General features: G+C 70.6%; 25 protein-coding genes. 24 read left to right on the top strand and 1 reads right to left on the bottom strand.

Going from position 1 to position 19,365, the window contains the following annotated elements; translation table 11 throughout:
- Window positions 1-86 precede the first annotated feature (86 nt).
- From ACWFQ8_RS29800 to ACWFQ8_RS29685, 24 genes are all read left to right on the top strand, one after another.
- Window positions 87-1,514, top strand: coding sequence for a phage major capsid protein (locus tag ACWFQ8_RS29800; protein ID WP_453789392.1), 1,428 nt, complete (start codon window positions 87-89; stop codon window positions 1,512-1,514).
- 71 nt (window positions 1,515-1,585) lie between these two features.
- A complete protein-coding gene (locus tag ACWFQ8_RS29795; protein ID WP_453789391.1) occupies window positions 1,586-1,930 on the top strand; it encodes a hypothetical protein in 345 nt (114 codons plus the stop codon).
- Between the two features lie 15 nt (window positions 1,931-1,945).
- Window positions 1,946-2,239, top strand: a complete 294-nt coding sequence (locus ACWFQ8_RS29790; RefSeq protein ID WP_453789390.1) for a hypothetical protein — start codon at window positions 1,946-1,948, stop codon at window positions 2,237-2,239.
- Window positions 2,240-2,242: 3 nt separating this feature from the next.
- Window positions 2,243-2,836, top strand: coding sequence for a head-tail connector protein (locus ACWFQ8_RS29785; RefSeq protein WP_453789389.1), 594 nt, complete (start codon window positions 2,243-2,245; stop codon window positions 2,834-2,836).
- Between the two features lie 9 nt (window positions 2,837-2,845).
- The gene (locus tag ACWFQ8_RS29780) at window positions 2,846-3,058 is read left to right on the top strand and encodes a hypothetical protein (RefSeq protein WP_453789388.1); all 213 of its coding nucleotides are present in this window, start codon (window positions 2,846-2,848) and stop codon (window positions 3,056-3,058) included.
- Window positions 3,036-3,485, top strand: coding sequence for a hypothetical protein (locus ACWFQ8_RS29775; RefSeq protein ID WP_453789387.1), 450 nt, complete (start codon window positions 3,036-3,038; stop codon window positions 3,483-3,485). Before ACWFQ8_RS29780 ends, ACWFQ8_RS29775 begins: the two co-directional genes overlap by 23 nt.
- A 2-nt stretch (window positions 3,486-3,487) precedes the next feature.
- Window positions 3,488-4,222, top strand: coding sequence for a hypothetical protein (locus ACWFQ8_RS29770; RefSeq protein ID WP_453789386.1), 735 nt, complete (start codon window positions 3,488-3,490; stop codon window positions 4,220-4,222).
- A 7-nt stretch (window positions 4,223-4,229) separates the two neighbouring features.
- Window positions 4,230-4,640 (top strand): hypothetical protein, encoded by a 411-nt coding sequence (locus ACWFQ8_RS29765; protein WP_453789385.1) that lies wholly within the window; start codon window positions 4,230-4,232, stop codon window positions 4,638-4,640.
- The gene (locus tag ACWFQ8_RS29760) at window positions 4,640-5,143 is read left to right on the top strand and encodes a hypothetical protein (protein WP_453789384.1); all 504 of its coding nucleotides are present in this window, start codon (window positions 4,640-4,642) and stop codon (window positions 5,141-5,143) included. The genes ACWFQ8_RS29765 and ACWFQ8_RS29760 overlap by 1 nt, the downstream gene beginning before the upstream one ends.
- A 12-nt stretch (window positions 5,144-5,155) precedes the next feature.
- Window positions 5,156-5,566, top strand: a complete 411-nt coding sequence (locus ACWFQ8_RS29755; RefSeq protein ID WP_453789383.1) for a hypothetical protein — start codon at window positions 5,156-5,158, stop codon at window positions 5,564-5,566.
- Between the two features lie 155 nt (window positions 5,567-5,721).
- A complete protein-coding gene (locus ACWFQ8_RS29750; protein ID WP_453789382.1) occupies window positions 5,722-8,052 on the top strand; it encodes a phage tail tape measure protein in 2,331 nt (776 codons plus the stop codon).
- A 14-nt stretch (window positions 8,053-8,066) separates the two neighbouring features.
- Window positions 8,067-11,426 (top strand): hypothetical protein, encoded by a 3,360-nt coding sequence (locus tag ACWFQ8_RS29745; protein ID WP_453789381.1) that lies wholly within the window; start codon window positions 8,067-8,069, stop codon window positions 11,424-11,426.
- Between the two features lie 12 nt (window positions 11,427-11,438).
- Entirely contained in the window at window positions 11,439-11,915 is a 477-nt protein-coding gene (locus ACWFQ8_RS29740; protein WP_453789380.1) for a hypothetical protein, read from the top strand.
- On the top strand, window positions 11,912-12,175 hold the full coding sequence (locus ACWFQ8_RS29735) for a hypothetical protein (RefSeq protein ID WP_453789379.1): 264 nt from the start codon (window positions 11,912-11,914) through the stop codon (window positions 12,173-12,175). The genes ACWFQ8_RS29740 and ACWFQ8_RS29735 overlap by 4 nt, the downstream gene beginning before the upstream one ends.
- Window positions 12,176-12,236: 61 nt before the next feature.
- On the top strand, window positions 12,237-13,175 hold the full coding sequence (locus ACWFQ8_RS29730; RefSeq protein ID WP_453789378.1) for a peptidoglycan recognition protein family protein: 939 nt from the start codon (window positions 12,237-12,239) through the stop codon (window positions 13,173-13,175).
- A 112-nt stretch (window positions 13,176-13,287) separates the two neighbouring features.
- Window positions 13,288-13,479, top strand: coding sequence for a hypothetical protein (locus tag ACWFQ8_RS29725; RefSeq protein ID WP_453789377.1), 192 nt, complete (start codon window positions 13,288-13,290; stop codon window positions 13,477-13,479).
- Between the two features lie 19 nt (window positions 13,480-13,498).
- Complete coding sequence (locus tag ACWFQ8_RS29720; protein WP_453789376.1) at window positions 13,499-13,753, top strand: holin; 255 nt, start codon at window positions 13,499-13,501, stop codon at window positions 13,751-13,753.
- A 13-nt stretch (window positions 13,754-13,766) separates the two neighbouring features.
- On the top strand, window positions 13,767-14,114 hold the full coding sequence (locus tag ACWFQ8_RS29715) for a hypothetical protein (RefSeq protein WP_453789375.1): 348 nt from the start codon (window positions 13,767-13,769) through the stop codon (window positions 14,112-14,114).
- Complete coding sequence (locus ACWFQ8_RS29710; protein WP_453789374.1) at window positions 14,111-14,725, top strand: collagen-like protein; 615 nt, start codon at window positions 14,111-14,113, stop codon at window positions 14,723-14,725. The genes ACWFQ8_RS29715 and ACWFQ8_RS29710 overlap by 4 nt, the downstream gene beginning before the upstream one ends.
- Window positions 14,726-14,734: 9 nt before the next feature.
- The gene (locus tag ACWFQ8_RS29705) at window positions 14,735-16,327 is read left to right on the top strand and encodes an SGNH/GDSL hydrolase family protein (protein ID WP_453789373.1); all 1,593 of its coding nucleotides are present in this window, start codon (window positions 14,735-14,737) and stop codon (window positions 16,325-16,327) included.
- Between the two features lie 103 nt (window positions 16,328-16,430).
- Entirely contained in the window at window positions 16,431-17,615 is a 1,185-nt protein-coding gene (locus ACWFQ8_RS29700) for a helix-turn-helix domain-containing protein (protein ID WP_453789372.1), read from the top strand.
- Window positions 17,616-17,722: 107 nt separating this feature from the next.
- Window positions 17,723-17,887 carry a hypothetical protein gene (locus ACWFQ8_RS29695; RefSeq protein WP_453789371.1) on the top strand — a complete coding sequence of 55 codons (165 nt, stop codon included), beginning with the start codon at window positions 17,723-17,725 and terminating at the stop codon, window positions 17,885-17,887.
- Entirely contained in the window at window positions 17,880-18,068 is a 189-nt protein-coding gene (locus tag ACWFQ8_RS29690) for a hypothetical protein (RefSeq protein WP_453789370.1), read from the top strand. Before ACWFQ8_RS29695 ends, ACWFQ8_RS29690 begins: the two co-directional genes overlap by 8 nt.
- A gap of 329 nt (window positions 18,069-18,397) precedes the next feature.
- Window positions 18,398-18,580 carry a hypothetical protein gene (locus ACWFQ8_RS29685; RefSeq protein WP_453789369.1) on the top strand — a complete coding sequence of 61 codons (183 nt, stop codon included), beginning with the start codon at window positions 18,398-18,400 and terminating at the stop codon, window positions 18,578-18,580.
- Window positions 18,581-18,779: 199 nt separating this feature from the next.
- On the opposite strand, the gene ACWFQ8_RS29680 is transcribed toward ACWFQ8_RS29685, so the two are convergent.
- Window positions 18,780-19,097, bottom strand: a complete 318-nt coding sequence (locus tag ACWFQ8_RS29680; protein ID WP_453789368.1) for a helix-turn-helix domain-containing protein — start codon at window positions 19,095-19,097, stop codon at window positions 18,780-18,782.
- Window positions 19,098-19,365 lie beyond the last annotated feature (268 nt).

Genomic DNA, 19,365 nt, shown 5'->3' with positions numbered 1-19,365 from the left:
GACACGCCATGCCCGGCAGACGCCCCGGGCCCGCCGCGTAGTCGCGCTGAACCCACCACCATCCCGATCTCCCGGAAGGCATCACCATGCCCGGAACCATCGACGACCTCGTCGCGAGCATCGAAGTCGAGCTGGAGGCCGCGAAGAAGCGCGGCAAGAAGGCGAACGCCGAGGTCAAGTTGATCCTCGACACCGCGCAGCAGGACGGCCGGTCCAACCTCACCCCGGAGGAGGACGACCGCGTTGCCGAGCTGTTCGCGGCCCGCGACCAGAGCAAGCGGGACATCGACGGCATCCTCGTGAAGCTCGACAACGCCAACAAGATCAAGTTCGAGGAGGAGGAGCGGACCGCCGAACAGCGGAACGTCAAGCCCACCTCGACCGAGCAGCGCAAGCCCGCCTACGACAAGGTCATGCGGGTCACCAGCGAGGAGCGAACCTACACGCGGGAGAACGACCCGCACGGCAAGCAGTTCCTCATGGACGTGTCCCGCCAGTTCCTCCTCAGCGACGTCGAGGCTCAGGGCCGACTCGCCCGGCACATGCACGAGGAGCGGGTCGAGCGCGCCGCGTTCATGCAGCGCGCCACGAACACGGGCGCGTTCACGGGGCTCGTCGTCCCGCAGTACCTGACCGACCTGTACGCCCCGGCCACCGCCGCCCTGCGGCCGTTCGCGGACATCTGCAACCGGCACGCGCTGCCCGAGTCGGGCATGTCCGTGAACATCTCCCGGATCACTACCGCGTCCTCGGCGGCGCTCCAGGCCTCGGAAAACGCTGCGGTGTCCGAGACGGACATGGACGACACCCTGCTGACGATCCCGGTGCAGACCGCGGCCGGCCAGCAGACCGTGTCCCGGCAGGCCATCGACCGCGGGCAGGGCATCGAGGACGTCACGATGCAGGACCTGTTCAACCGGGTCCACACCGTGCTCGACAACACCCTCATCAACCAGGCCACGACGGGCCTGACCAACGTGGCGCAGGCCAACGCGTACACCGACGCGTCGCCGTCCGGTGCCGAGGCGTACCCGAAGATCCTGTCCGCGGCGGCCGGGGTCGAGGCGGCGATGCTGGCGATGGGCCGGCCGACGCACGCGGTCATGCACTCGCGGCGCTGGTACTGGCTGTCGAGCCAGATGTCGTCGACCTGGCCGATGATCAACTGGACGGGAATCCCGGCACAGTCCATCGGGCAGGGCAACAGCTCCAGCTCCTACGGATCCGGCGTCCGCGGCGTCCTTCCGTGCGGCCTGGAGGTCATCGTCGACAACAACATCGGCACGGGCCTCGGCGCGGGCACCAACGAGGACGAGATCTACGTCGTCCCGGCGATGGAGTGCCACCTCTGGGAGGACGAAGAGGCGCCGCTGATGATCCGCGCGGAGCAGACGAAGGCCGCCAGCCTGGGTGTCCTCCTCGTCGCCTACAAGTACTTCGCGTACACGTTCGGCCGGTACCCGAACGCCATGCAGAAGATCGGCGGCACCGGCCTGGTCACGCCCACCTTCTGACCCCCAGACGAACGGCCGGCCCTACGTCCCCGGGGCCGGCCGTTCTTCCCTGCGCCGACTGGAGTTTCGTCATGTCTGTCCGTCCCGTCCAGGGCGACGTCGCCCTGGCCCCGGCCGCTCGCACCGCCAGCGCCAATAGCGGGCCCGTCGCGGCCTCCGGTGCCGCTCAGATCGCTGTCCTGCTGGTTCACTGCTCGGCCGCGTCCGGTACCACCCCGACTCTCGACGCGGTGCTGGAGCAGTCCGCCGACGGCTCCAGTTGGAGCGCCATCACCGGGTCCGGCACCACCCAGCTCACCGCCGCCGGGAACCGGGTCTCCTCTGGTGCGGTCACCGCGAACTACGTCCGTGCCGCGCTCACGATCGGCGGCACGACGCCATCGTTCACGTGCAGCGCGTCCATCCTCTTCGTCTGAACTGGAGACGGTCCGATGACACAGAAAGAAGACCGGAAGATGATCGCCGCGCTCCTGCGCGAGCGGCAGGGATACGAGCGGCGCGGCGAGAAGGACCGTGTGAAGCAGGTCGACGAGCAGCTCAAGTACCACGGCTACAAGCCGGAGTCGAAGGAGACCGAGCCGCAGGGACGAACCGCTCCCCCCGCGAAGACGGCCGACGCCTCGGGCTCCGACAAGACCGCGGTCAAGGCTGCGGGTGCCGCCCGGGCGCGCGGCACCGCTGCGGCCAAGACGGACAGCGGCGAGGCCGAGCCCGCCAAGGAGTAGGCCGTGGCCAACGAGTACGCCGACCTCGGCACGCTGAAACGGCAGCTCGGTCTCGACGATGAGGACGACAGTCGGGACGCGCTGCTGGAGCGAGCGCTTACCGCGGCCTCCCGGAGCATCGACCGGGCGACCGGCCGCCGGTTCTGGCTGGACGGCACCGCCGTGGAGCGGGTGTACCGGCCGCAGGGGCGGACCGTCGTCGAGGACGACGGGACCGTGCTGCTCGTCGACGACATCGGCAGCACGACCGGGCTCGTTGTCGAGACCGGGTCCGGCGTCTCCTGGTCGGTGATCACCACGTGGGAATCCATCCCCGACAACGCACTCGTGCTCGGGCGTCCGATCACCGGCCTGCTGTGGTCCGGCAGCTGGGGTTTCGGCACCAGCCGGGTCCGGGTGACCGCGCGGTACGGCTGGCCGGCCGTCCCCGACGAGATCGTCCAGGCCACCCTCATCCAGGCCAATCGCCTGTTCAAGCGGAAGGACAGCCCGGAGGGGGTGACCGGGTCCGCGGAGTGGGGCGTCGTCCGTCTCTCCCGTCGGGACCCGGACGTCTGGAATCTGATCGAGCCCTACGTACTGCCCGGCTTCGGGTGAGGAGGACCCATGCGTATCCGTATGACCGTCGCCATGCCCGAGGGCGCCACCCGCAACGGCGAGCCCTGGCCCGCCCTCGGCGAAGAGACCGACGTACCGGCCGCCGACGGCGCGCACCTCGTCGCCGCCGGCGTCGCCGAGGAAGTCGTCGAGGAGGCGCCGCGCCGCCGCAAGGCCGCAGCGAAGGAGGTGCCCAGCGATGCAGCTGGGGCCGATTCGTGAGGCCATCGCGGACGCGGCCCGCGCGGTCGTTCTGCCAGCCGGAGTGGGCAAGCTGACCTGCTCCGGCTACACCCCCGACTCGGTGGTCGCGCCGCACTTCTTCGCCGGGGAGTACGAGCTGGACTTCGACAAAGCGATGGGCCGCGCGCTCGACGAGGCCGAGCTGACGTGCCGCGTGCTCGTCGGCCGGGCCGATGACCAGTCCGCGCAGCGCACCCTCGACGCGCTGCTGGCCGGGTTCGGCCCGGCCAGCTTGAAGGCCGCCATCGAGGCAGCCCGCGGGGCGCCCGGTGAAGCCGCGCTGGGTGGCCTCGCCGACGACTTCCACATCAAGCGCATCCAGGGCTACCGCTGGTACGAGCACCAGGGCACGCAGTACATCGGGGCCGAGCTACTCATCCGCATCATCGGCGACGGAAGGAGCTGACCATGAGCAAGTTCATCCTGCTCAACTGCAGGCTGTTCGCCGTGGGCGCGGACCTCACCGGCGCCTCAAACAAGATCGAACTGACCGCCGAGTATGAGGACAAAGAGACCACCAACTACTACAGCAACGGCCACAAGGAGCTCATCGGCGGCCTGGGCTCGGCCGAGGTCGCAGCCGAGGGGCAGTGGGAGGCAGGTGACTCCACCCTCGTCGACAACTCGTCCTGGGCGCAGCTCGGCGGAGTCGGCCCCTGGACCGCGTGCCCGGACAGCGCGACCGTAGGCGACCGGGCGTACATCACCCAGTGCCTGCGCTCCAGCTACTCCCTGGGCGGCTCCGTCGGTGACGTCGCCCCCTGGTCCGGGAAGGGCGCCTCATCCTGGCCGCTTGTCCGTGGGCAGATGGCCCACCCGGCCGGCACTGCGCGAACCTCGACCGGCACTGGCACCGGCGTCCAGCTCGGCGCGGTCACCACCGGCAAGCGGCTGTACGCCGCGCTCCACGTCCTGTCCGTGGCCGGGACGACGCCGAGCATCACCGCGCGGATCGAGTCCGACGCGGACAACACGTTCGCCAGCCCCACCACGCAGCTGACGTTCACCGCGGCCACGGCCGCCGGCGGAGAGGCACTGCGCACCACCGGTACGGCCATCACCGACACCTGGTTCCGGGTCGCGTGGACGATCTCCGGCACCACCCCCTCCTTCCTTTTCGCCTCCTCCTTCGGAATCAGGTGAGCTCCCCATGCCCAAGATGGTTTTGACCGCGCAGTACCTCGCCCTCAACGGCAGCGACTTGTCCACCTACACCCGCAAAGCCGAGCTCGCGATGGAGGTGGAAGACAAGGACGTCACGACCTACGGCAGCCTCGGCTGGAAAGAGGTCAAGGGCGGCCTCAAGTCGGGCGAGCTCGGCATCGAGTTCCTGCAGGACGTGGCCGGGGGTGCGATCGACAGCATCATGTGGCCGCTCTTCGGCACGGTCGTCACCTTCGAGATCCGCGCCGACCAGGCCGTGGTCGGCGCGTCCAACCCGAAGTACACCGGCAGCTGCCTGATCAAGCAGTGGAACCCCATCGAGGGCAGCGTCGGTGACGAGGCCAGCGTGTCCGTCAGCTACCCGACGTCCGGCGCAGTCACCCGCGCCGTCGCCTGATGGCCGGCGGGCCGCCGTTCGAGGTCACCGTCACCCATGAGGGACTCGACGCGCTGGTCCGCGCGATCCGAGCGGAGCAGGACGGCAAGGAGCTCCGCAAGGAGCTCGCCAAGGGCATGCGGGACGCGCTTCGGCCCGCTGCCGTCCAGGCCAAGAGCGGGATCATGGCCATGTCCAGCGCAGGCCCGGGCACCGCACCAGCCCTGCGCTCGGCCATCGCCAAGAAGATCCGCCCCGAGGTCAAGCTCGGCGGCAACTGGAGCGGGGCCCGGGTCAAGGCGTTCAAGACCCGCAACGTGCGCGGCTTCGCCAACGCGCCGAAACGCACGAACCGTGCGCGCGGCTGGCGCCACCTGACCTACGGGCGGGAGCCCTGGGTCCAGCAGCACGGCCACACCCTCTGGTTCGACCACGCCATGGACGGCGACACCAACACCTACACCGCGGCCGTGCACGAGGCCATGGAGAACATGGCCCGGCGCATCGCGTCCCGGGCCGGATAAGGGGACGACGGGATGTACCTGGTGTACCAGCCCGAGGGCAGCGACGAGCCGAAGCGGTGGGCGTACAACCCCCGGCGGATCATGTCCGCCGAGCGGGAGCGGATCGAGAAGATCACCGGCCGGGACTGGAGCGACTTCACACAGGCCGTCGTGAAGGGCAACAGCCTCTGCCGGCGCGCGCTGCTCTTCGTCTTCCTCAAGCGGGAGCACCCCACTACCCGCTTCGAGGACGTCGACTTCGCGTGGGACGAGCTGCGGCTGGAGCACAGCCGCGGGGAGCTCCTCCTCATCCGCGAGCAGGTCGCCGAGAACGCGCCGCCGGAGCAGCGCGAGCAGCTCCTCGCGCGCTTCGACGAGGAGATCGCCGCGGCCGAGGACGACCTGGAGAGCGAGGGAAAAGCCCAGCTGCCGGTCGTCGCCTGAGACGGCTCGGGGACGCGGCGCACCTGCTGGGGATCCGGCCGTGGGAGTGGGCGCTGATGACGGTCGAGGAGACCGACCACGCGCTGGACTGGCTGGACGCCTACGAGACGGCCCAGGCCGAGGCCAACGAGAAAATGAAGAGGGGGCGATGAGCGATGGCGTCCGACACCTCCCTCGTCTTCAACCTGATCGCCCGCGACCGAGCGTCCGGCCAGATCTCCCAGTTCCAGGAGCGGATCACCACCGCGTCCGCCGGGATCGGCGCCGGGGTCGGCATGGCCCTCGGTGCCGGCATCACCAACGCGCTGAACGTCGAGGCCGCGAACGACAAGCTCGCCGCGCAGCTCGGCATGGGGCCGGCCGCCGCTGCAGAGGTCGCCAAGGTGTCCGCGTCGGTGTATGCGGGCGCGTGGGGCGACAGCGTCGACACGGTGAACCTCGCCATCAAGGGTGTATACCAGAACATCGGTGACACATCGAAGGTGCAAGGCGGCCTGGAAGGCGTGACGAAGAAGGCCCTCGCGCTCGCGCAGACCTTCGACCAGGACCTGACGATGACAACGGCCGCCGTCGGCCAGCTCATGAGGACCGGCCTCGCCTCCAGCGCCGAGGAGGCCTTCGACATCATCACCGTGGGGCTCGGCACAGCGGCGGACAAATCTGGCGACTTCCTCGAAACCCTCAACGAGTACTCGACCCAGTTCCGGCGGGTCGGACTCGATGGGCAGACCGCGACCGGACTCCTTGTCCAGGCACTCAAGGCCGGAGCCCGGGACGCTGACCAGGTCGCCGACGCTATCGGCCAGTTCGGTGAGATCGCGCTCGCGGGCGGCAAGCCGGTCGACGACGCCTTCAAGTCGATCGGGCTGAGCTCAAAGACCATGGCCACGATGATCGGCCAGGGCGGCGACTCGGCGGAGAAGGCCCTGCAGCTCACCATGAACGCGCTGCGCGGCACAAAGGACGAACAGGTCAAGCTGAACGCGGCCGGCGCCCTGTTCGGCGATCCCGGCAAGGTTATGGGCGCATCGCTGTTCGCACTGGATCCCGCTGGTGCTGCAGCCGCGGCCGGCATGGACAAGGCCGCTGGCGCCACGGACCGGCTCGTCGCGAAGGTCGGTGGCTCGGCCAGCTCGCAGTTGGAAGAGTTCAAGCGGAAGGCGATCGGCGAACTCACCGAAGTGGGCGGCACCATGGTGTCCTTCGCGATGAAGCACCAGAGCGTGTTCGAGCCGCTGACGTACACGCTCCTCGGACTGGCTGCCACGGTCCTCGTGGTGCGCGGCGCCATGATGGTCTACTCCGCCGTCTCCGCGGTCGTGGCCGGCGCGAACGCGGTCATCTCCGCGTCCGCGTGGACGGTCATCGGGAACTGGCTGCGCATGATGGGCATGGGCCTCATGGTCTACCTGCGCATCGCCGGGGCGGCGGTCGTCTCGGCCGCGACGACGTCCGCCGCGTGGGTCGGCTCCGCGCTCACCTCGATCGGCACATGGGTCCTGGCCGTGCTCCGCGCCGGCGCGGTCGCGGTCGGCCAGTTCGTGATGATGGCCGCCCGGGCAGTGATCTGGGCGGCGACGATGGCCGCGCAGTGGCTCATCGCGATGGGCCCGATCGGCTGGATCATCCTGGCGGTCGCGGGGCTGGTCGCGCTGATCGTCATGTACTGGGACCAGATCAAGGCATGGACGGGCGCCGCCTGGGACTGGGTGTGGCAGAAAGTCGCCGGCTTCATCTCCGGGATCGTGCAGCTGTTCATGGACTGGTCGCTGATCGGCCTGCTCATCCAGCACTGGGACAGCATCAAGACCACCGCGACCACGGCCTGGGACGGGTTGATCGCGTGGCTGTCCGGGATCCCCGGAATGATCTACAACGCGTTCCTCAACTTCACACCGATCGGCCTGATGATCCAGCACTGGCAGGCCATCAAGGACGGCGCCGTCAACAAGGCCACCGAGCTGGTCAACTGGGTCCGCGGCCTGCCCGGCATGATCTCCGCCGGAGTCGGCGACCTCGGCCGGCTCCTCGTCGACAAGGGCGCCGACGTGGTCCGCGGCCTGTGGTCCGGCATCCAGTCGATGGGCGGCTGGCTCCGCTCCACCCTCATGGGCTGGGCCCGGAACCTGGTGCCCGGGCCCATCGCCAAGGCGCTCGGTATCGCGAGCCCGTCCCAGGTCATGGCCGACGAGATCGGCCAGTGGATCCCGGCCGGTGTCGTCCTCGGCATCGAGGCCCGCCAGGGCGACGTCGCCAAGGCGATGGCCACCCTCGTGCCGGTGCCGGGCGCCGGACAGTCGATGCTCGCCGGGCAGCAGCTCGCAGGCGGCGCCGCCGGGAGCCCGCTCACGCGGCCCGGCTTCGGACCGCAGCAGATCCGGGTCGTCGTCGACGTGACCGGCGCCGAGTCCGCCCTGACCGCCGCGATCCGCAAGGGCACCCGCGTCATCGGGCAGGGCACCGTCCAGACCGCATACGGACAGTAGGAAGGGGGCCCCGCATGGCCTTCCCCGAGACCCCGGTGGAGCTCCTCGCCGAGATGCAGGTCGGCGGCGTGTGGACGGACATCACCGCCGACCTGTACGCGCGGAGCCCCCTCACCATCGAGCGGGGCCGCCCGGACGAGGCCACCCGCGTCGACCCGTCCAAGGCCGGGTTCCAGCTCGACAACCGGCAGAACAAGTACAGCCCGAAGAACCCGCGGAGCGCGAACTACGGGCTGATCGGCCGCAACACGCCGGTGCGTTTCTCCCTCCCCGGGACCGAGTCCTACCTGTCGATCCCCGCGGTCCTGGACGTGAACGCCTCCACCCCGGACCACGCCTCCCTAGACATCACCGGGGACCTGGACGTCCGCGCCGAGGTGACCCCGGCCAGCTGGCTCACGACGGGCAGCACGGGATTTTGGGAGGTCATCGGCAAGTACCGCACGGCCGGCGCCCAGCGCTCCTGGCTGATGATGATCTCGCAGGCGGGGCACGCCTACCTGCGGTGGTCCGCGGACGGCACGAACCTGCTCTTCCACGAGTCCACCGTGCCGGTCCCGGCCGCCACGAGCGGGGCCCGCCGGCAGGCAATCCGCGCGACCCTCGACGTCAACAACGGCGCGGGCGGCTACACGCTCACCTTCTACACCGCGCCGACGATGGACGATCCGTGGGTCCAGCTCGGCGACGCCATCGTCACCACGGGCGGCACCACGTCCATCTTTGCCGGGACCGCGCCGCTGGAGCTCGGCGACATCGGCGCCCTCGGCTTCCTGCGCGTCGCACGCCGCCACCACCGCGCGGAAGTCCGCTCCGGGATCGGCGGCTCCGTCGTCGCGGCCCCCGACATCCGCGCCCTGGCCCCCGGCACCACCTCCTGGACGGACTCCGCCGGCAGACTGTGGACCGTCGGCGCCGGAGCCGAGATCAGCGACCGCGAATACCGGCTGCACGCCGAGGTGTCGTCCTGGCCCTCCCGCTGGGACGTCTCCGGCCAGGACGTGTACGTACCCGTCGAGGCGTCCGGCATCCTGCGCCGCCTCGGACAGGGCGCGAAGCCCCTCGCGTCCACGCTGCGGCGCCGCATCGCGTCCGCCGGGCCCGTCGCGTACTGGCCGATGGAGGAGGGCCGCGACGCCACCCAGGCCTACTCCCCGGTCCCCGGATGCGAGCCGCTCCCCGTGGTCGACTTCACCTTCGGGGCCGACGACTCCTGCCCCGGCTCGGACACCCTGCCGGAGCTCGGCGCGGCGGCCATCATGGCGGGCCCCGTGCCCGTCTACACCACGGCCACCGGCTGGTACCTCTCGCTCGTCTATCAGCTCGACGCGCTGCCGGCGGGAGCCCAGGCCTGGCTGGCGTTCCGCACTGCCGGGACGACCGCCGGTGTGGTCGTCCGGGTGGGACCCGCAGTCACCGCCATCGAGGGATACAGCGCCGCCGGCGCCCTGCTCTTCAACGAGCTCCTCTTCAACGACGCCACCTACGGGCCCGGCCGCTGGTTCCGCTTCGACATCTCCGCGGAGCAGAACGGCGGCACCGTCGATTACCACGCGGGCTGGCTCGACGTGGCCGGTAGCGGCGTCATCTGGGACTGGTCTGCCGCCGGCACGGTCGGCAACGTGACCCGCCTGGAATCAGTGTTCGGGCCGGACTTCGAGGGCATGAAGATCGGCCATGTCGCGGTGTTCCCTTTCTCCGACCAGGCCGTCATCTGGGCAGGGTCCGACGGCGGCTACTCCGGCGAGACCGCGTCCGCCCGCCTGCTCCGCCTCGGCCAAGAGGAGGCCGTACCCATGAGCACCGGGCTGGCGGCGACCCGGATGGGCCCCCAGCGGCCCGACACGCTGCTGTCCCTCCTCGCCCAGTGCGAGGCAGCCGACGGCGGGGTGCTGTACGAGGATCGGGAACGGCTCGCCCTTCGCTACCGGCCCCGCGTCAGCTACTACAGCCAGCCCGTGGCCCTCACTCTGGACTACGCGGCGGCCGGGGAGGTGGCCCCGCCGCTGGAGCCGGTCGACGACGACCAGCGTACCCGCAACGACCGCACCGTCTCCCGGACGGGCGGCTCGTCCGCCCGCGCGGTGCTGGAGTCGGGGTCCCTGTCGATTCAGGCCCCACCCGCAGGAGTCGGCATCTACGACGACACGCGGACCCTGAACCTGTTCGACGACAGCCAGCCGCAGGGCATCGCCGAGTGGCTGCTGCACCTCGGCACCTGGGACGAGGCCCGCTACCCGACCGTCCACATCGACCTGGCGGCCGCGCCCCACCTGATCCCGGCCGTCCTGGCCCTGGACATCGGCGACCGCATCCAGATCATCAACCCCCCGGACTGGCTGCCGCCCGGCCCGATCGACCTGATCGTCGAGGGCTACACCGAAACCATCGGCCACCCCTACGACTGGAACATCGTCCTCAACTGCAGCCCGGCCGGGCCCTGGACCGTCGCGCTCGCCGACAGCACCGTCTCCGGGCGCGCGAGCGGGACCGGCAGCGTCCTGGGCGCGGCCGCCACCAGCTCGGCGACCACCCTGGTCGTGCGGACCCCGCAGAGCGAGGTGCCCCGCACCGCGCCGCTGTGGACCGAGGACCCAGCGCAGTTCCCGATGGAGCTGGAGGTGGGCGGCGAGGTCGTCACCGCGACGGGAGCCGCGCCGCTCGCTGCCGACGACTTCGGCCGAGTCGTGGGCGCCGGCGGCTGGGGCACCGCGAGCGACGGGCACGCCTACACCCTCACCTCCGGCAGCGCATCCGAACGATCCGTGTCCTCCGGCCGCGGCGTCATCACCCTGACCTCTACACCGACGACTGCGCGGATCCAGACGCTCTCCCAGGCCTGCCAGGACACCGACATCCGGGTCGGGATCTCCGTCTCCGCGACCGCGACCGGCGCCGCACTGGCACCGGCCGTGGTCACACGCTTCGTGTCGGCGTCCGAGCACTACCGGCTTCGCGTCCACTTCAACACCGGCGGCACGATCGGCCTGTCGGTATGCCGGGTCGCGGTGCAAGTCGACGCGGGTGAGACGGTCCCCGGCCTCACCTACACGCCCGGAGCCGTCATCCAAGTCCGCGTGCGCCTCATCGGGCACCGGATGCTCGCGCGCGCCTGGGCGACCGGCACCACCGAGCCGATCACCTGGCACATCGACCGGACCATCGTCACCAGCCCGATCACGTCCGGGACCGTCGGCATGGCCGGCGCCTCCCTCACCGGCAACACGAACGTGTCGCCGGAGTGCCGATTCGACGACTTCCTCGCCGAGTCCCCCCAGCTGATCACCGTCACCCGCGCCACCAACCAGGTCAGCAAGTCCCACGCGGCCGGGGCGGTCATCGGCCTCGCCCAGCCCGCCATCGCCGCCCTGTAGGAGGGAGATCCCGTGACAGCAGTCGGAGCCGTCATCGAGGCAGAGCTGCTCACCCTGCTGGAGCGGCCGCCGCTCGCGATCCTCTACCAGACCGTCGTCCAGTCCGTCCCGAACGGCACCTGGGGCGTGATCACCTTCGACTCCGAGGAGGTCGACACCTACAGCGGGCACTCCACTAGCGTCAACACGAGCAGGTACACGTGCCAGTACGCCGGCTGGTACCGCGTGAGCGTCCGAGCAGCTTTCGACGTCAACGCGACCGGATCGCGCGGCGCGCGCATCCACCTCAACGGCAACTACATCAGGGGCGGCGCCACTTTGGGCGGCGCCGGAACCCTCACCGGCTGCCCCCAGTCCACCCACACCCTGTACCTCGTCCCCGGCGACTACATCGAGGGTGCCGGGGGCCAGAACAGCGGCGGGGCCCTGTCCACCGCCTACGTCAACGAGGCCGGGTCCCGGATGGAAGTGGAGTGGATCCACGCATGAGTACCTGCCGATGCGGCGCCGAAGCGGTCGTCCAGTGGCGCCGGCGCCGCCCCAACAGCCAGGACACCGAGCCGGTGTACGCCTGCATGGACCACGCACTGGTGCCGGAGGCCGCGGGGTACGTCCACGCGGCCGACTGCACCGGCCCGGACAAGAACGGCGCGTGCCGGTGCCCGGCGCCGGGCACCCCGGAGTTCCCGTTCACCGAGGAGGACCACCCGGGCGGCCCGCCGAGGAAGCGCAAGCCACCCCGCTGGTAGCACCTCGCCCCCAACGCCCCGCGCCGCCGGCCGGGGCTTTCCTCATGCCCTGGAGGGCCGTATGGCCACACCCATGAGCGCCGATCAGCTCGTCGCGGCTCTCCGCGCCGAGGGTGTCCGCTACGTCGAATACCGGTCCTGGCGCACGCATAACCGCAACCACAAGGGTGCGTGGGGCCCCGTCCACGGGGTCTACATCCACCACACCGCCGGCGTCAGCAAATCCATGGTCGACATCTGCTACGACGGGTACGCCGAGCTACCCGGCCCGGTCTGCCACGCCATGCTCGCCAAGTCCGCGCGCACCTACCTCGTCGGCCACGGCCGCGCGAACCACGCCGGCACGATCGCCCGCAACGCCTTCGACGCCGCGGTCAACGAGGACGCGGTGCACCCCCGGCCGGACGCCGCGGAGCCGATCGACGGCAACAGGCACTTCTACGGCCTGGAGATCGAGAACGAGGGGGACGGCGACGATCCGTTCCCCGTCGATCAGTACGACCAAGCGGTCCGCTGGGCTGCCGCGCACTGCCGCTTCCACGGCTGGTCCGCCGACAGTGTGATCGGCCACAAGGAAGCCACCCGCCGCAAGATCGACCCGGCGTTCTCCATGCCCCAGTTCCGTGCGGATGTCGCCGAGCGGCTGGAGCACGAGCCGTCCTGGTCGCCCGGCGCCACCGACCCCCCGTCCGAGGAGGACGACATGCCCACGCCCGCAGACCTCTGGTCCCACCGCATCGAGATCCCTGACGGTCGGCAGGTCTCGGCCGCCGACATCCTCGGATACTCCGACGCCCGGCACAACGTCCTGTATGTCGAGCTCACCAACGTCAAGGCGCAGCTCGCCGGTCTTTCCGCCACCGTGCAGACCCTCGCTGGTCTGCTCGGCCAGCGCGACGACGTCGACACCGAGACGATCGTCGCCGCGGTAGAGCGCGCCATCGCGGCCGCGGTTATCGACGTGGACGTCACCGTAACCGGAACCCCGACCGTCGGCTGATGGGCCATCCCCGCAGCACCCCGCCCACGGACTGGCCCGGCCTGGAGATGACCGGGATGGCCAAGCTGACGGACACATCTACTTCGGTTGGCTGGCCGGCTACCCCGCCCCGGTGTTCTGGCACTGGTGTGCCGCGCTGGCCGAGGTGCCTGCGGACCGCACGGTCTCCGGCCGTTGGGTGGCCGCAGGAACTAGCACGCACACCCTCATCTCCCGCGACCCGCTGCACCTCGAACCGTCCCTGCTGTGGTCCTGCTGCGGCCTGCACGGCTTCGTGCGCGCCGGGCAATGGACACCCGCCTGAACTGATCGGAGATCACCCCATGTTCACCCTTGCATTCTGGAAGGCCACCGCTGAGCGGACCATCCGGACCTTCGCCCAGGGCACCATCGGTGCCATCGGCGCCGACCAGCTCGGCATCCTCGACGTCGACTGGGGCCAGGCTGCATCCATCGGCGGTCTCGCCGCGGTCCTGGCCGTCCTCACCGCCGTGGCGACCTCGGGCGGCACCGAGGGCCCCGGCATCACCGAGACCGTCGCGCCGGCCGCACCCGCACCCCGGCCGACCGCCGTCTGAGCGGGTTACCGGCGTGGCCGACGACCCGACTCTCGGCGAGGTGATGCGTCGCCTCGAAGACGTCCGCCAGGACTTGAAGGAGGATTTCCGAGAGCTGGGCCTGCGGCTCGACAGCAAAGTCTCGATGGAGCGCTACCAGCTGGAGCAGGCCGCCCGCGACGGGCAGGCCGCTGTGATCCTGGAACGGGTCAAGACGATCGAGGCCGCGCGCGAGCAGGAAGCGGACACGGCCCGCCAAGACGCACAGAAGTTGGCGGACCGACGGGCCGCCGACCGGCGCCTGGCGTTCACGGCGATCATCGCGCCGGTGCTGATGCTGCTCCTCACCGTGTACCTCAACGCGCGGGGGGCCGGAGCATGAGGCACGGAGCGGTGCGGGCGCGGCAGCACCGGCGGACGGACCTGGCGTTCGCCGCGGTCGCCGCGCTCACCCTGGCGGGGTTCGCGTTCCTGGTCATCCTGATGCAGGGCCTGGGCCACGACCTCCGCGCCGCGAACGAGGCCCGTGACCAGCTGGCCGCGCAGGTGCAGCGGCTCGGCGCGTCCCCGGTCGCCGGGCCCCCGGGGAGCCGCGGTGAGCCGGGCCATGGAATGGCGGGCCCCGCGGGACCGCGCGGCGAGCGCGGCCCCGCGGGGACCGACGGCGCCGACGGGTCCCCGGGGCCGACGGGCCCGCCCGGCCCGTCGGGAAGTCCCGGCGCCGCCGGACCCACGGGCCCGCCCGGCGTCGGCACCGCCGGCCCAACCGGCCCCCCGGGACCGCAAGGAGTTCCGGGCCCGGCCGGACCGCAGGGGGAGCAAGGCCCGCCCGGGGCGGACGGCCGCGACGGACAGCCCTGCCCCGACGGCTACACACTCCAGCCGCCCGCCGATGACCCGGACGCGCTGGTCTGCCGCCGCGGCAGCGCGCCGCCGCCATCTGGGCAGCCCACGACCGCCGCGCTGGACCCGGCCCGGCGCCAGTACCCGTAGGAGGCCGTCATGCCCCAGCCCACCCGGTCCGTGACCGGCACCTACACGAACCCGGCGACTCAGCAGCCAGCCAGCGGGCGCCTGGTCTTCTCGACCCTCCCAGCCGTATGGACCGATGCGGCAGACGGCGAAATCCTCACCGGGTCCGGCACGGTGGCCCTCGTCGCCGGGGTGCTGTCGCATCCCCTCGTCACAACGGACGCGGCCGGCGTCGAGCCCGCAACAGGCCGGTACTGGGTCGTCGAAGAACGCATCGACGGGCGGCCCTACCGGAGGCGCGTGTTCGAACTCCCGGCGGGCGCGCCGATCAACCTCGCGAGCATCATCGACGCGGACCCGGCGCAGCCCGGGTACACCCCGGTCGAAGGCCCGCCCGGGCCCCAGGGGGAGACCGGCGCCACGGGCGCTACCGGGCCGGCCGGACCGGTAGCCACGGCCTGGCGCCGGCGGGACCTACCGGATCCGGTCCTCGCCGAATCCCTGTACGCGGGGACGCCCCCGGTAATCGGCATCGCACAGACGAGCACCCCCTCCCCCGGCTACCTACGCTGGTCCCCGCCCGGCGTGGCCCTGACGGGCAGCGACGTCACGGGCCCGTTCTCCTACCGCGGCGCCACCAGTTTCCAGAACGGCACCGGCACCCCAGGCACCACCTACGTTCTACCGACGAGCCGCTACCCGAACACCCGCGGCGCACTCAGCAGCTCACAGGCTTTGTGGAGCCTGGAGTTCGGCACCAACGCCGAGACGTTCCAAGTACGTGTCAACCACCAGACGGCCGCTCACTACCGGCTGTGGGTCGACGGCCGCCGGGTCACTGAGCAGATGCAGCCCCTCGGCGGCACCACCCCGGGCAGCACGCACTTGCTGACGATCGAACTCGGCTCGGCCGCCGCGCGGGTGATCCGGATCGACTTCGCCACCGTGCCGTTCGGCGGGATCTTCCTCCCCCCCACCGCGACCATGTGGGCCGTACCATCCCGGGGCGGCCGCATCATGGTCCTCGGTGACAGCCTGCCGGGCGGCAGCGACATGAACGCCGGCAGCGGCCAGGGCACCTGGTTCCCGCGCGTCGCCCAGCTCCTGGGCTGCAACGACGCCTGGAATGAGGCTCTGGGCTCCACCGGGTACATCACCGCGGGCAGTACCACCACCCTCGGCAACCGGGCCGCCACCGACGTCATCGCCCACAATCCGACCCGGCTCATCATCTGGGCCGGGTACAACGACTCCGCCGGCGACCAAGGCGCCATCGGTACCGCGGCCAGCAGCCTCTACGCGGCGCTCAAGGCCGGGCTGCCCGCGTGCGAGATGTACGTCATCGGCTGCTGGGCGCCAACCGGTTCCCCGGGCGCGTCCCTCACGAACACCGACACGACGCTGCGCCTGCAGGCCGCGGCGGCCGCGATCCCGTTCATCTCGCCGATCACCGGCGGCTGCTACGACGCAGCCGGCGCCCTGGTCGCCACGCACGGCCCGTTCATCACGGCCGGGCTCGTCGCGGGCTACATCGGCGGCGACTCCGTCCACCCCACCGACGCCGGTCACGTCTACCTGGCCCGCCGGATCACCGCGGCGATCCGCGAGCTCATGCCCGCCTGACCACCGCACAGCACAACGCCCCCTCTCAGCCTGCGGGCTGGGAGGGGGCGATTTTGTCGTGTACCGGTACGGTTCTGGTGTCGAGTCAGAACTGGGAGCCAGTATGCACTCTCTACCTCACGACCACACCGGCGCGCGCATGAAGCGCCTGCGCCTGGAACGCCACCTCACGCAAAGAGCCGTATCGGACCTGGCCCAGGTCCCGTACAGCACCTACACCAAGACCGAACAAGGCGTCATCCCGGCGTCCCCGCACCTGATCGCCGCCGTGGCCCGCGCCTTCCGTGTCGACGTCGCCACGGTCACCGGCCAGCCGTACGCCACCGAACTCCGCGCCGACGAGCTGGACATCCTGATCCGGCCCATCCGCCAGGCCCTCGACGTCTACGACCTCGGCGCCGACCCGGACATCACCCCCCGCGCCCACCAGCTCCTGGCCGACGATGCAGAGAGTCTCCTCGTCGCGGTCCGAGCCGGGGAGATCAAGCAGACCGCCGCCAGCCTCCCCGGGCTCATCCAAGAGGCCACCACGGCCGCGCACACGGCGCCGGGCCGGGACCGGTGGATACTGCTGGCCAGCCTGTACCGCACCTCCTACGACGTCGCGTCGAAGCTCGGCTACTACGACCTCGCGGCACTGGCCCTGGCCCGCATGGACTGGGCCGCAGAGCGCGGCTCCGACGCCGTGTTCGGCGGCATGTACCGCTACATGCGGGCCCTCACCTACCTCCGCGACGGCGAGTACCGCACAGGTGAGCGCCTCGTGAGCCTCGGGCTGCGTACGCTCGCGCAGGCCGAGCCGAGCCGAGAGCGGGACGTCGTCACCGGGCAGCTGCATCTCGGCGCCGCAGTGATGGCGGGCCGGTCGAAGGACGCGGGCCGGGCAGAGGGGCACCTCGACGAGGCCGACCGGATCGCGGCCGGCACTGGCGAGGCTGTGAGCGTGCACTGGCTCGCGTTCGGCCCGACGAACGTCGCGGTGCACCGCGTTTCGGTCCTGGCCGAGCTGGACGAGTATGGGCAGGCCGCCGAGACGGGCCGGGAGGTCCGCATCCCGGAGGACTGGCCGAAGTCCCGCCGGTCGCACCATTTTGCGGAGCTCGCGCGGGCGCAGATGTGGACGGGCGATCTCGACGCGTCGTTCAAGAACCTGCTGTCCGCGCGGAAGGCGGCTCCGCAGCAGGCCCGCTATCACCAGACTGTCCGGGAGACGTACGCGGGGCTGGAGGCTGCACGTCGGCAGCTCCCTGATTCGTTCCTTTCGTACGGCAACTGGCTGGGTAACTAACGTAGCGTCAGGCTTTGGCCCCAACTATCAACAAGTCGTGATAGTTGGGGCCTTGTCGTGCCTCCACCCTGGTCACACCACCCGCTGACGACGGTAGGGAGCACCCCGTGACGACCCCCACCCCGCGCGGCGTATGGAGCCTCGACACCCCGGACAGCCCGGGCGTCGGCTTCGCCGCGGTGCACCAGCCCAGCCCCGAACTCCTCGACCGCGCGCAGGCCGGCTTCGAACGCTTCAACAGCCCCACGGGCGAGGAGCCGTCCAATGGCTGACGTGCACGAGTACCAACCTCACGGGCTGCTCCGCAAGCGGGTCCGGGACATCGCCTCGGGCGTCGAGGGCGAGCTCATGGCCGTCATCGCCGAGGGCGTCACCGACATCGCGTACATCAGGAAGGCCGACGGCCGGGAGTTCACGACCGCCGCCGCCAACGTACAGGCGGCCGGCCAGTGAGCGACCTTGCCAAGCACGTCCTCATCATCGTCGCCATGGCCGCCGCCTTCGCCGCCGTCGTCATCGGTTCCGCCCACTGAACTCCCACCCTGCCGGGAAGCAACCACCCAGGAGAGTCACATGATCGGATTCAGCATGAGCGCCAACTGCACGAACTGCGGCGGCGCGGGCAGGACCCTCTACCAGGACCCGGAGACCGGGCAGATCCGCGACGCTGGCGCCTGCCAGGGCTGCGGCGGAAGCGGACGGAACGCCGACAACCGTCTGATGGAGTTCCCGACTCTGCGCCCCCCGCGTACCGTTGGGGCCTGCATCGTCAAGGAGGCACCATGCGGGAAGACTGGACCGACCCCGAACAGGCCCATGTCGTCGAGTACTTCACGACGACCGTCCAAGAAGCGGCGCGCCGCCGCGGCATCACGCCGTGCGACAACTGCCATGGCATCGGCACGATCGTCATGGTGAATCACGTGACGAAGCAGCCGTTCAGCGTGCCCTGCTGCAACTGCTGACTGTAGAGACAGTCCGCCTCAGCCCCGGCCGGCTACACCCCTTCCGGCCGGGGCTACTCACATCGGGCGCCGCTGGTCGAGGCTCCCTTGCGGAAGGGTTGAGCTGCGATGTTGGCCAGGATGCACATTTCGGTATCGCTACCAGCCCGTACGGTGGTGCCCATGCCGAACCTGAACGCGAGGCTCCGCTTACGCCGGGCTACTCGCGTACGAGGTCGGAGAGCGGGACGCCGAGCGCGTCGGAGATCCGGAGGAGAGTGTCCAGCATGGGACTGACCTTGCCCTGTTCGACCAGGATGTACGACGGCCGGTCCATCCCCATTTCGTTCGCCACCCGCTCCTGAGTCAGATTGCGGTGCTCCCGGGCGGCCCTGATTCGGGCCCCAATGCGGCGCCGACGCGCGAGGACGTCGTCGGAGGGTGGTACGGAGCGCGGCACCTGTCCACGCTGGGGCAGCCATGATCGAAAGTCTGTTGGCTGTATCCTACATTGTGTGATCTTGGGAGAATCGGGCATCAGACCCGAACCACATGCGGCCCTCCCAGCCCTGCCCCCCAGGCGGCCGGGAGTGGCCAGCTACGCCCTCGGCGGACGCGTCGGGGGCGTAGCTATGTTCGGCGCCGAATCAGTGCGGGCGGGGTCGACAACTCGATGCCGTACCCGGTTGAGCTTCTCCACGCAGGCGCGTTCGGCGGTGCCGTTTTCGGCGTAATAGCAGGTGAGCCCCGGTCGATGACCGGGGCTCGCGAGCTGCAAAACACTGTCCTGGTGGAGGATTTGACTG

It is taken from the genome of Streptomyces sp. NPDC055254 (assembly GCF_053606025.1).
This window is presented reverse-complemented; position numbering and strand designations above follow the sequence as displayed.

Excerpts from the sequence above, each read along its gene's own strand:
- ACWFQ8_RS29700 (WP_453789372.1), top strand. The coding sequence starts at position 16,431 with ATGCACTCTCTACCTCACGACCACACCGGCGCGCGCATGAAGCGCCTG.
- ACWFQ8_RS29720 (WP_453789376.1), top strand. The coding sequence starts at position 13,499 with ATGTTCACCCTTGCATTCTGGAAGGCCACCGCTGAGCGGACCATCCGG.
- ACWFQ8_RS29770 (WP_453789386.1), top strand. The coding sequence starts at position 3,488 with ATGAGCAAGTTCATCCTGCTCAACTGCAGGCTGTTCGCCGTGGGCGCG.
- ACWFQ8_RS29745 (WP_453789381.1), top strand. The coding sequence starts at position 8,067 with ATGGCCTTCCCCGAGACCCCGGTGGAGCTCCTCGCCGAGATGCAGGTC.
- ACWFQ8_RS29690 (WP_453789370.1), top strand. The coding sequence starts at position 17,880 with ATGGCTGACGTGCACGAGTACCAACCTCACGGGCTGCTCCGCAAGCGG.
- ACWFQ8_RS29775 (WP_453789387.1), top strand. The coding sequence starts at position 3,036 with ATGCAGCTGGGGCCGATTCGTGAGGCCATCGCGGACGCGGCCCGCGCG.
- ACWFQ8_RS29685 (WP_453789369.1), top strand. The coding sequence starts at position 18,398 with ATGCGGGAAGACTGGACCGACCCCGAACAGGCCCATGTCGTCGAGTAC.
- ACWFQ8_RS29705 (WP_453789373.1), top strand. The coding sequence starts at position 14,735 with ATGCCCCAGCCCACCCGGTCCGTGACCGGCACCTACACGAACCCGGCG.
- ACWFQ8_RS29760 (WP_453789384.1), top strand. The coding sequence starts at position 4,640 with ATGGCCGGCGGGCCGCCGTTCGAGGTCACCGTCACCCATGAGGGACTC.
- ACWFQ8_RS29765 (WP_453789385.1), top strand. The coding sequence starts at position 4,230 with ATGCCCAAGATGGTTTTGACCGCGCAGTACCTCGCCCTCAACGGCAGC.
- ACWFQ8_RS29735 (WP_453789379.1), top strand. The coding sequence starts at position 11,912 with ATGAGTACCTGCCGATGCGGCGCCGAAGCGGTCGTCCAGTGGCGCCGG.
- ACWFQ8_RS29750 (WP_453789382.1), top strand. The coding sequence starts at position 5,722 with ATGGCGTCCGACACCTCCCTCGTCTTCAACCTGATCGCCCGCGACCGA.
- ACWFQ8_RS29730 (WP_453789378.1), top strand. The coding sequence starts at position 12,237 with ATGGCCACACCCATGAGCGCCGATCAGCTCGTCGCGGCTCTCCGCGCC.
- ACWFQ8_RS29755 (WP_453789383.1), top strand. The coding sequence starts at position 5,156 with ATGTACCTGGTGTACCAGCCCGAGGGCAGCGACGAGCCGAAGCGGTGG.
- ACWFQ8_RS29795 (WP_453789391.1), top strand. The coding sequence starts at position 1,586 with ATGTCTGTCCGTCCCGTCCAGGGCGACGTCGCCCTGGCCCCGGCCGCT.
- ACWFQ8_RS29680 (WP_453789368.1), bottom strand. The coding sequence starts at position 19,097 with ATGCCCGATTCTCCCAAGATCACACAATGTAGGATACAGCCAACAGAC.
- ACWFQ8_RS29710 (WP_453789374.1), top strand. The coding sequence starts at position 14,111 with ATGAGGCACGGAGCGGTGCGGGCGCGGCAGCACCGGCGGACGGACCTG.
- ACWFQ8_RS29780 (WP_453789388.1), top strand. The coding sequence starts at position 2,846 with ATGCGTATCCGTATGACCGTCGCCATGCCCGAGGGCGCCACCCGCAAC.
- ACWFQ8_RS29790 (WP_453789390.1), top strand. The coding sequence starts at position 1,946 with ATGACACAGAAAGAAGACCGGAAGATGATCGCCGCGCTCCTGCGCGAG.
- ACWFQ8_RS29800 (WP_453789392.1), top strand. The coding sequence starts at position 87 with ATGCCCGGAACCATCGACGACCTCGTCGCGAGCATCGAAGTCGAGCTG.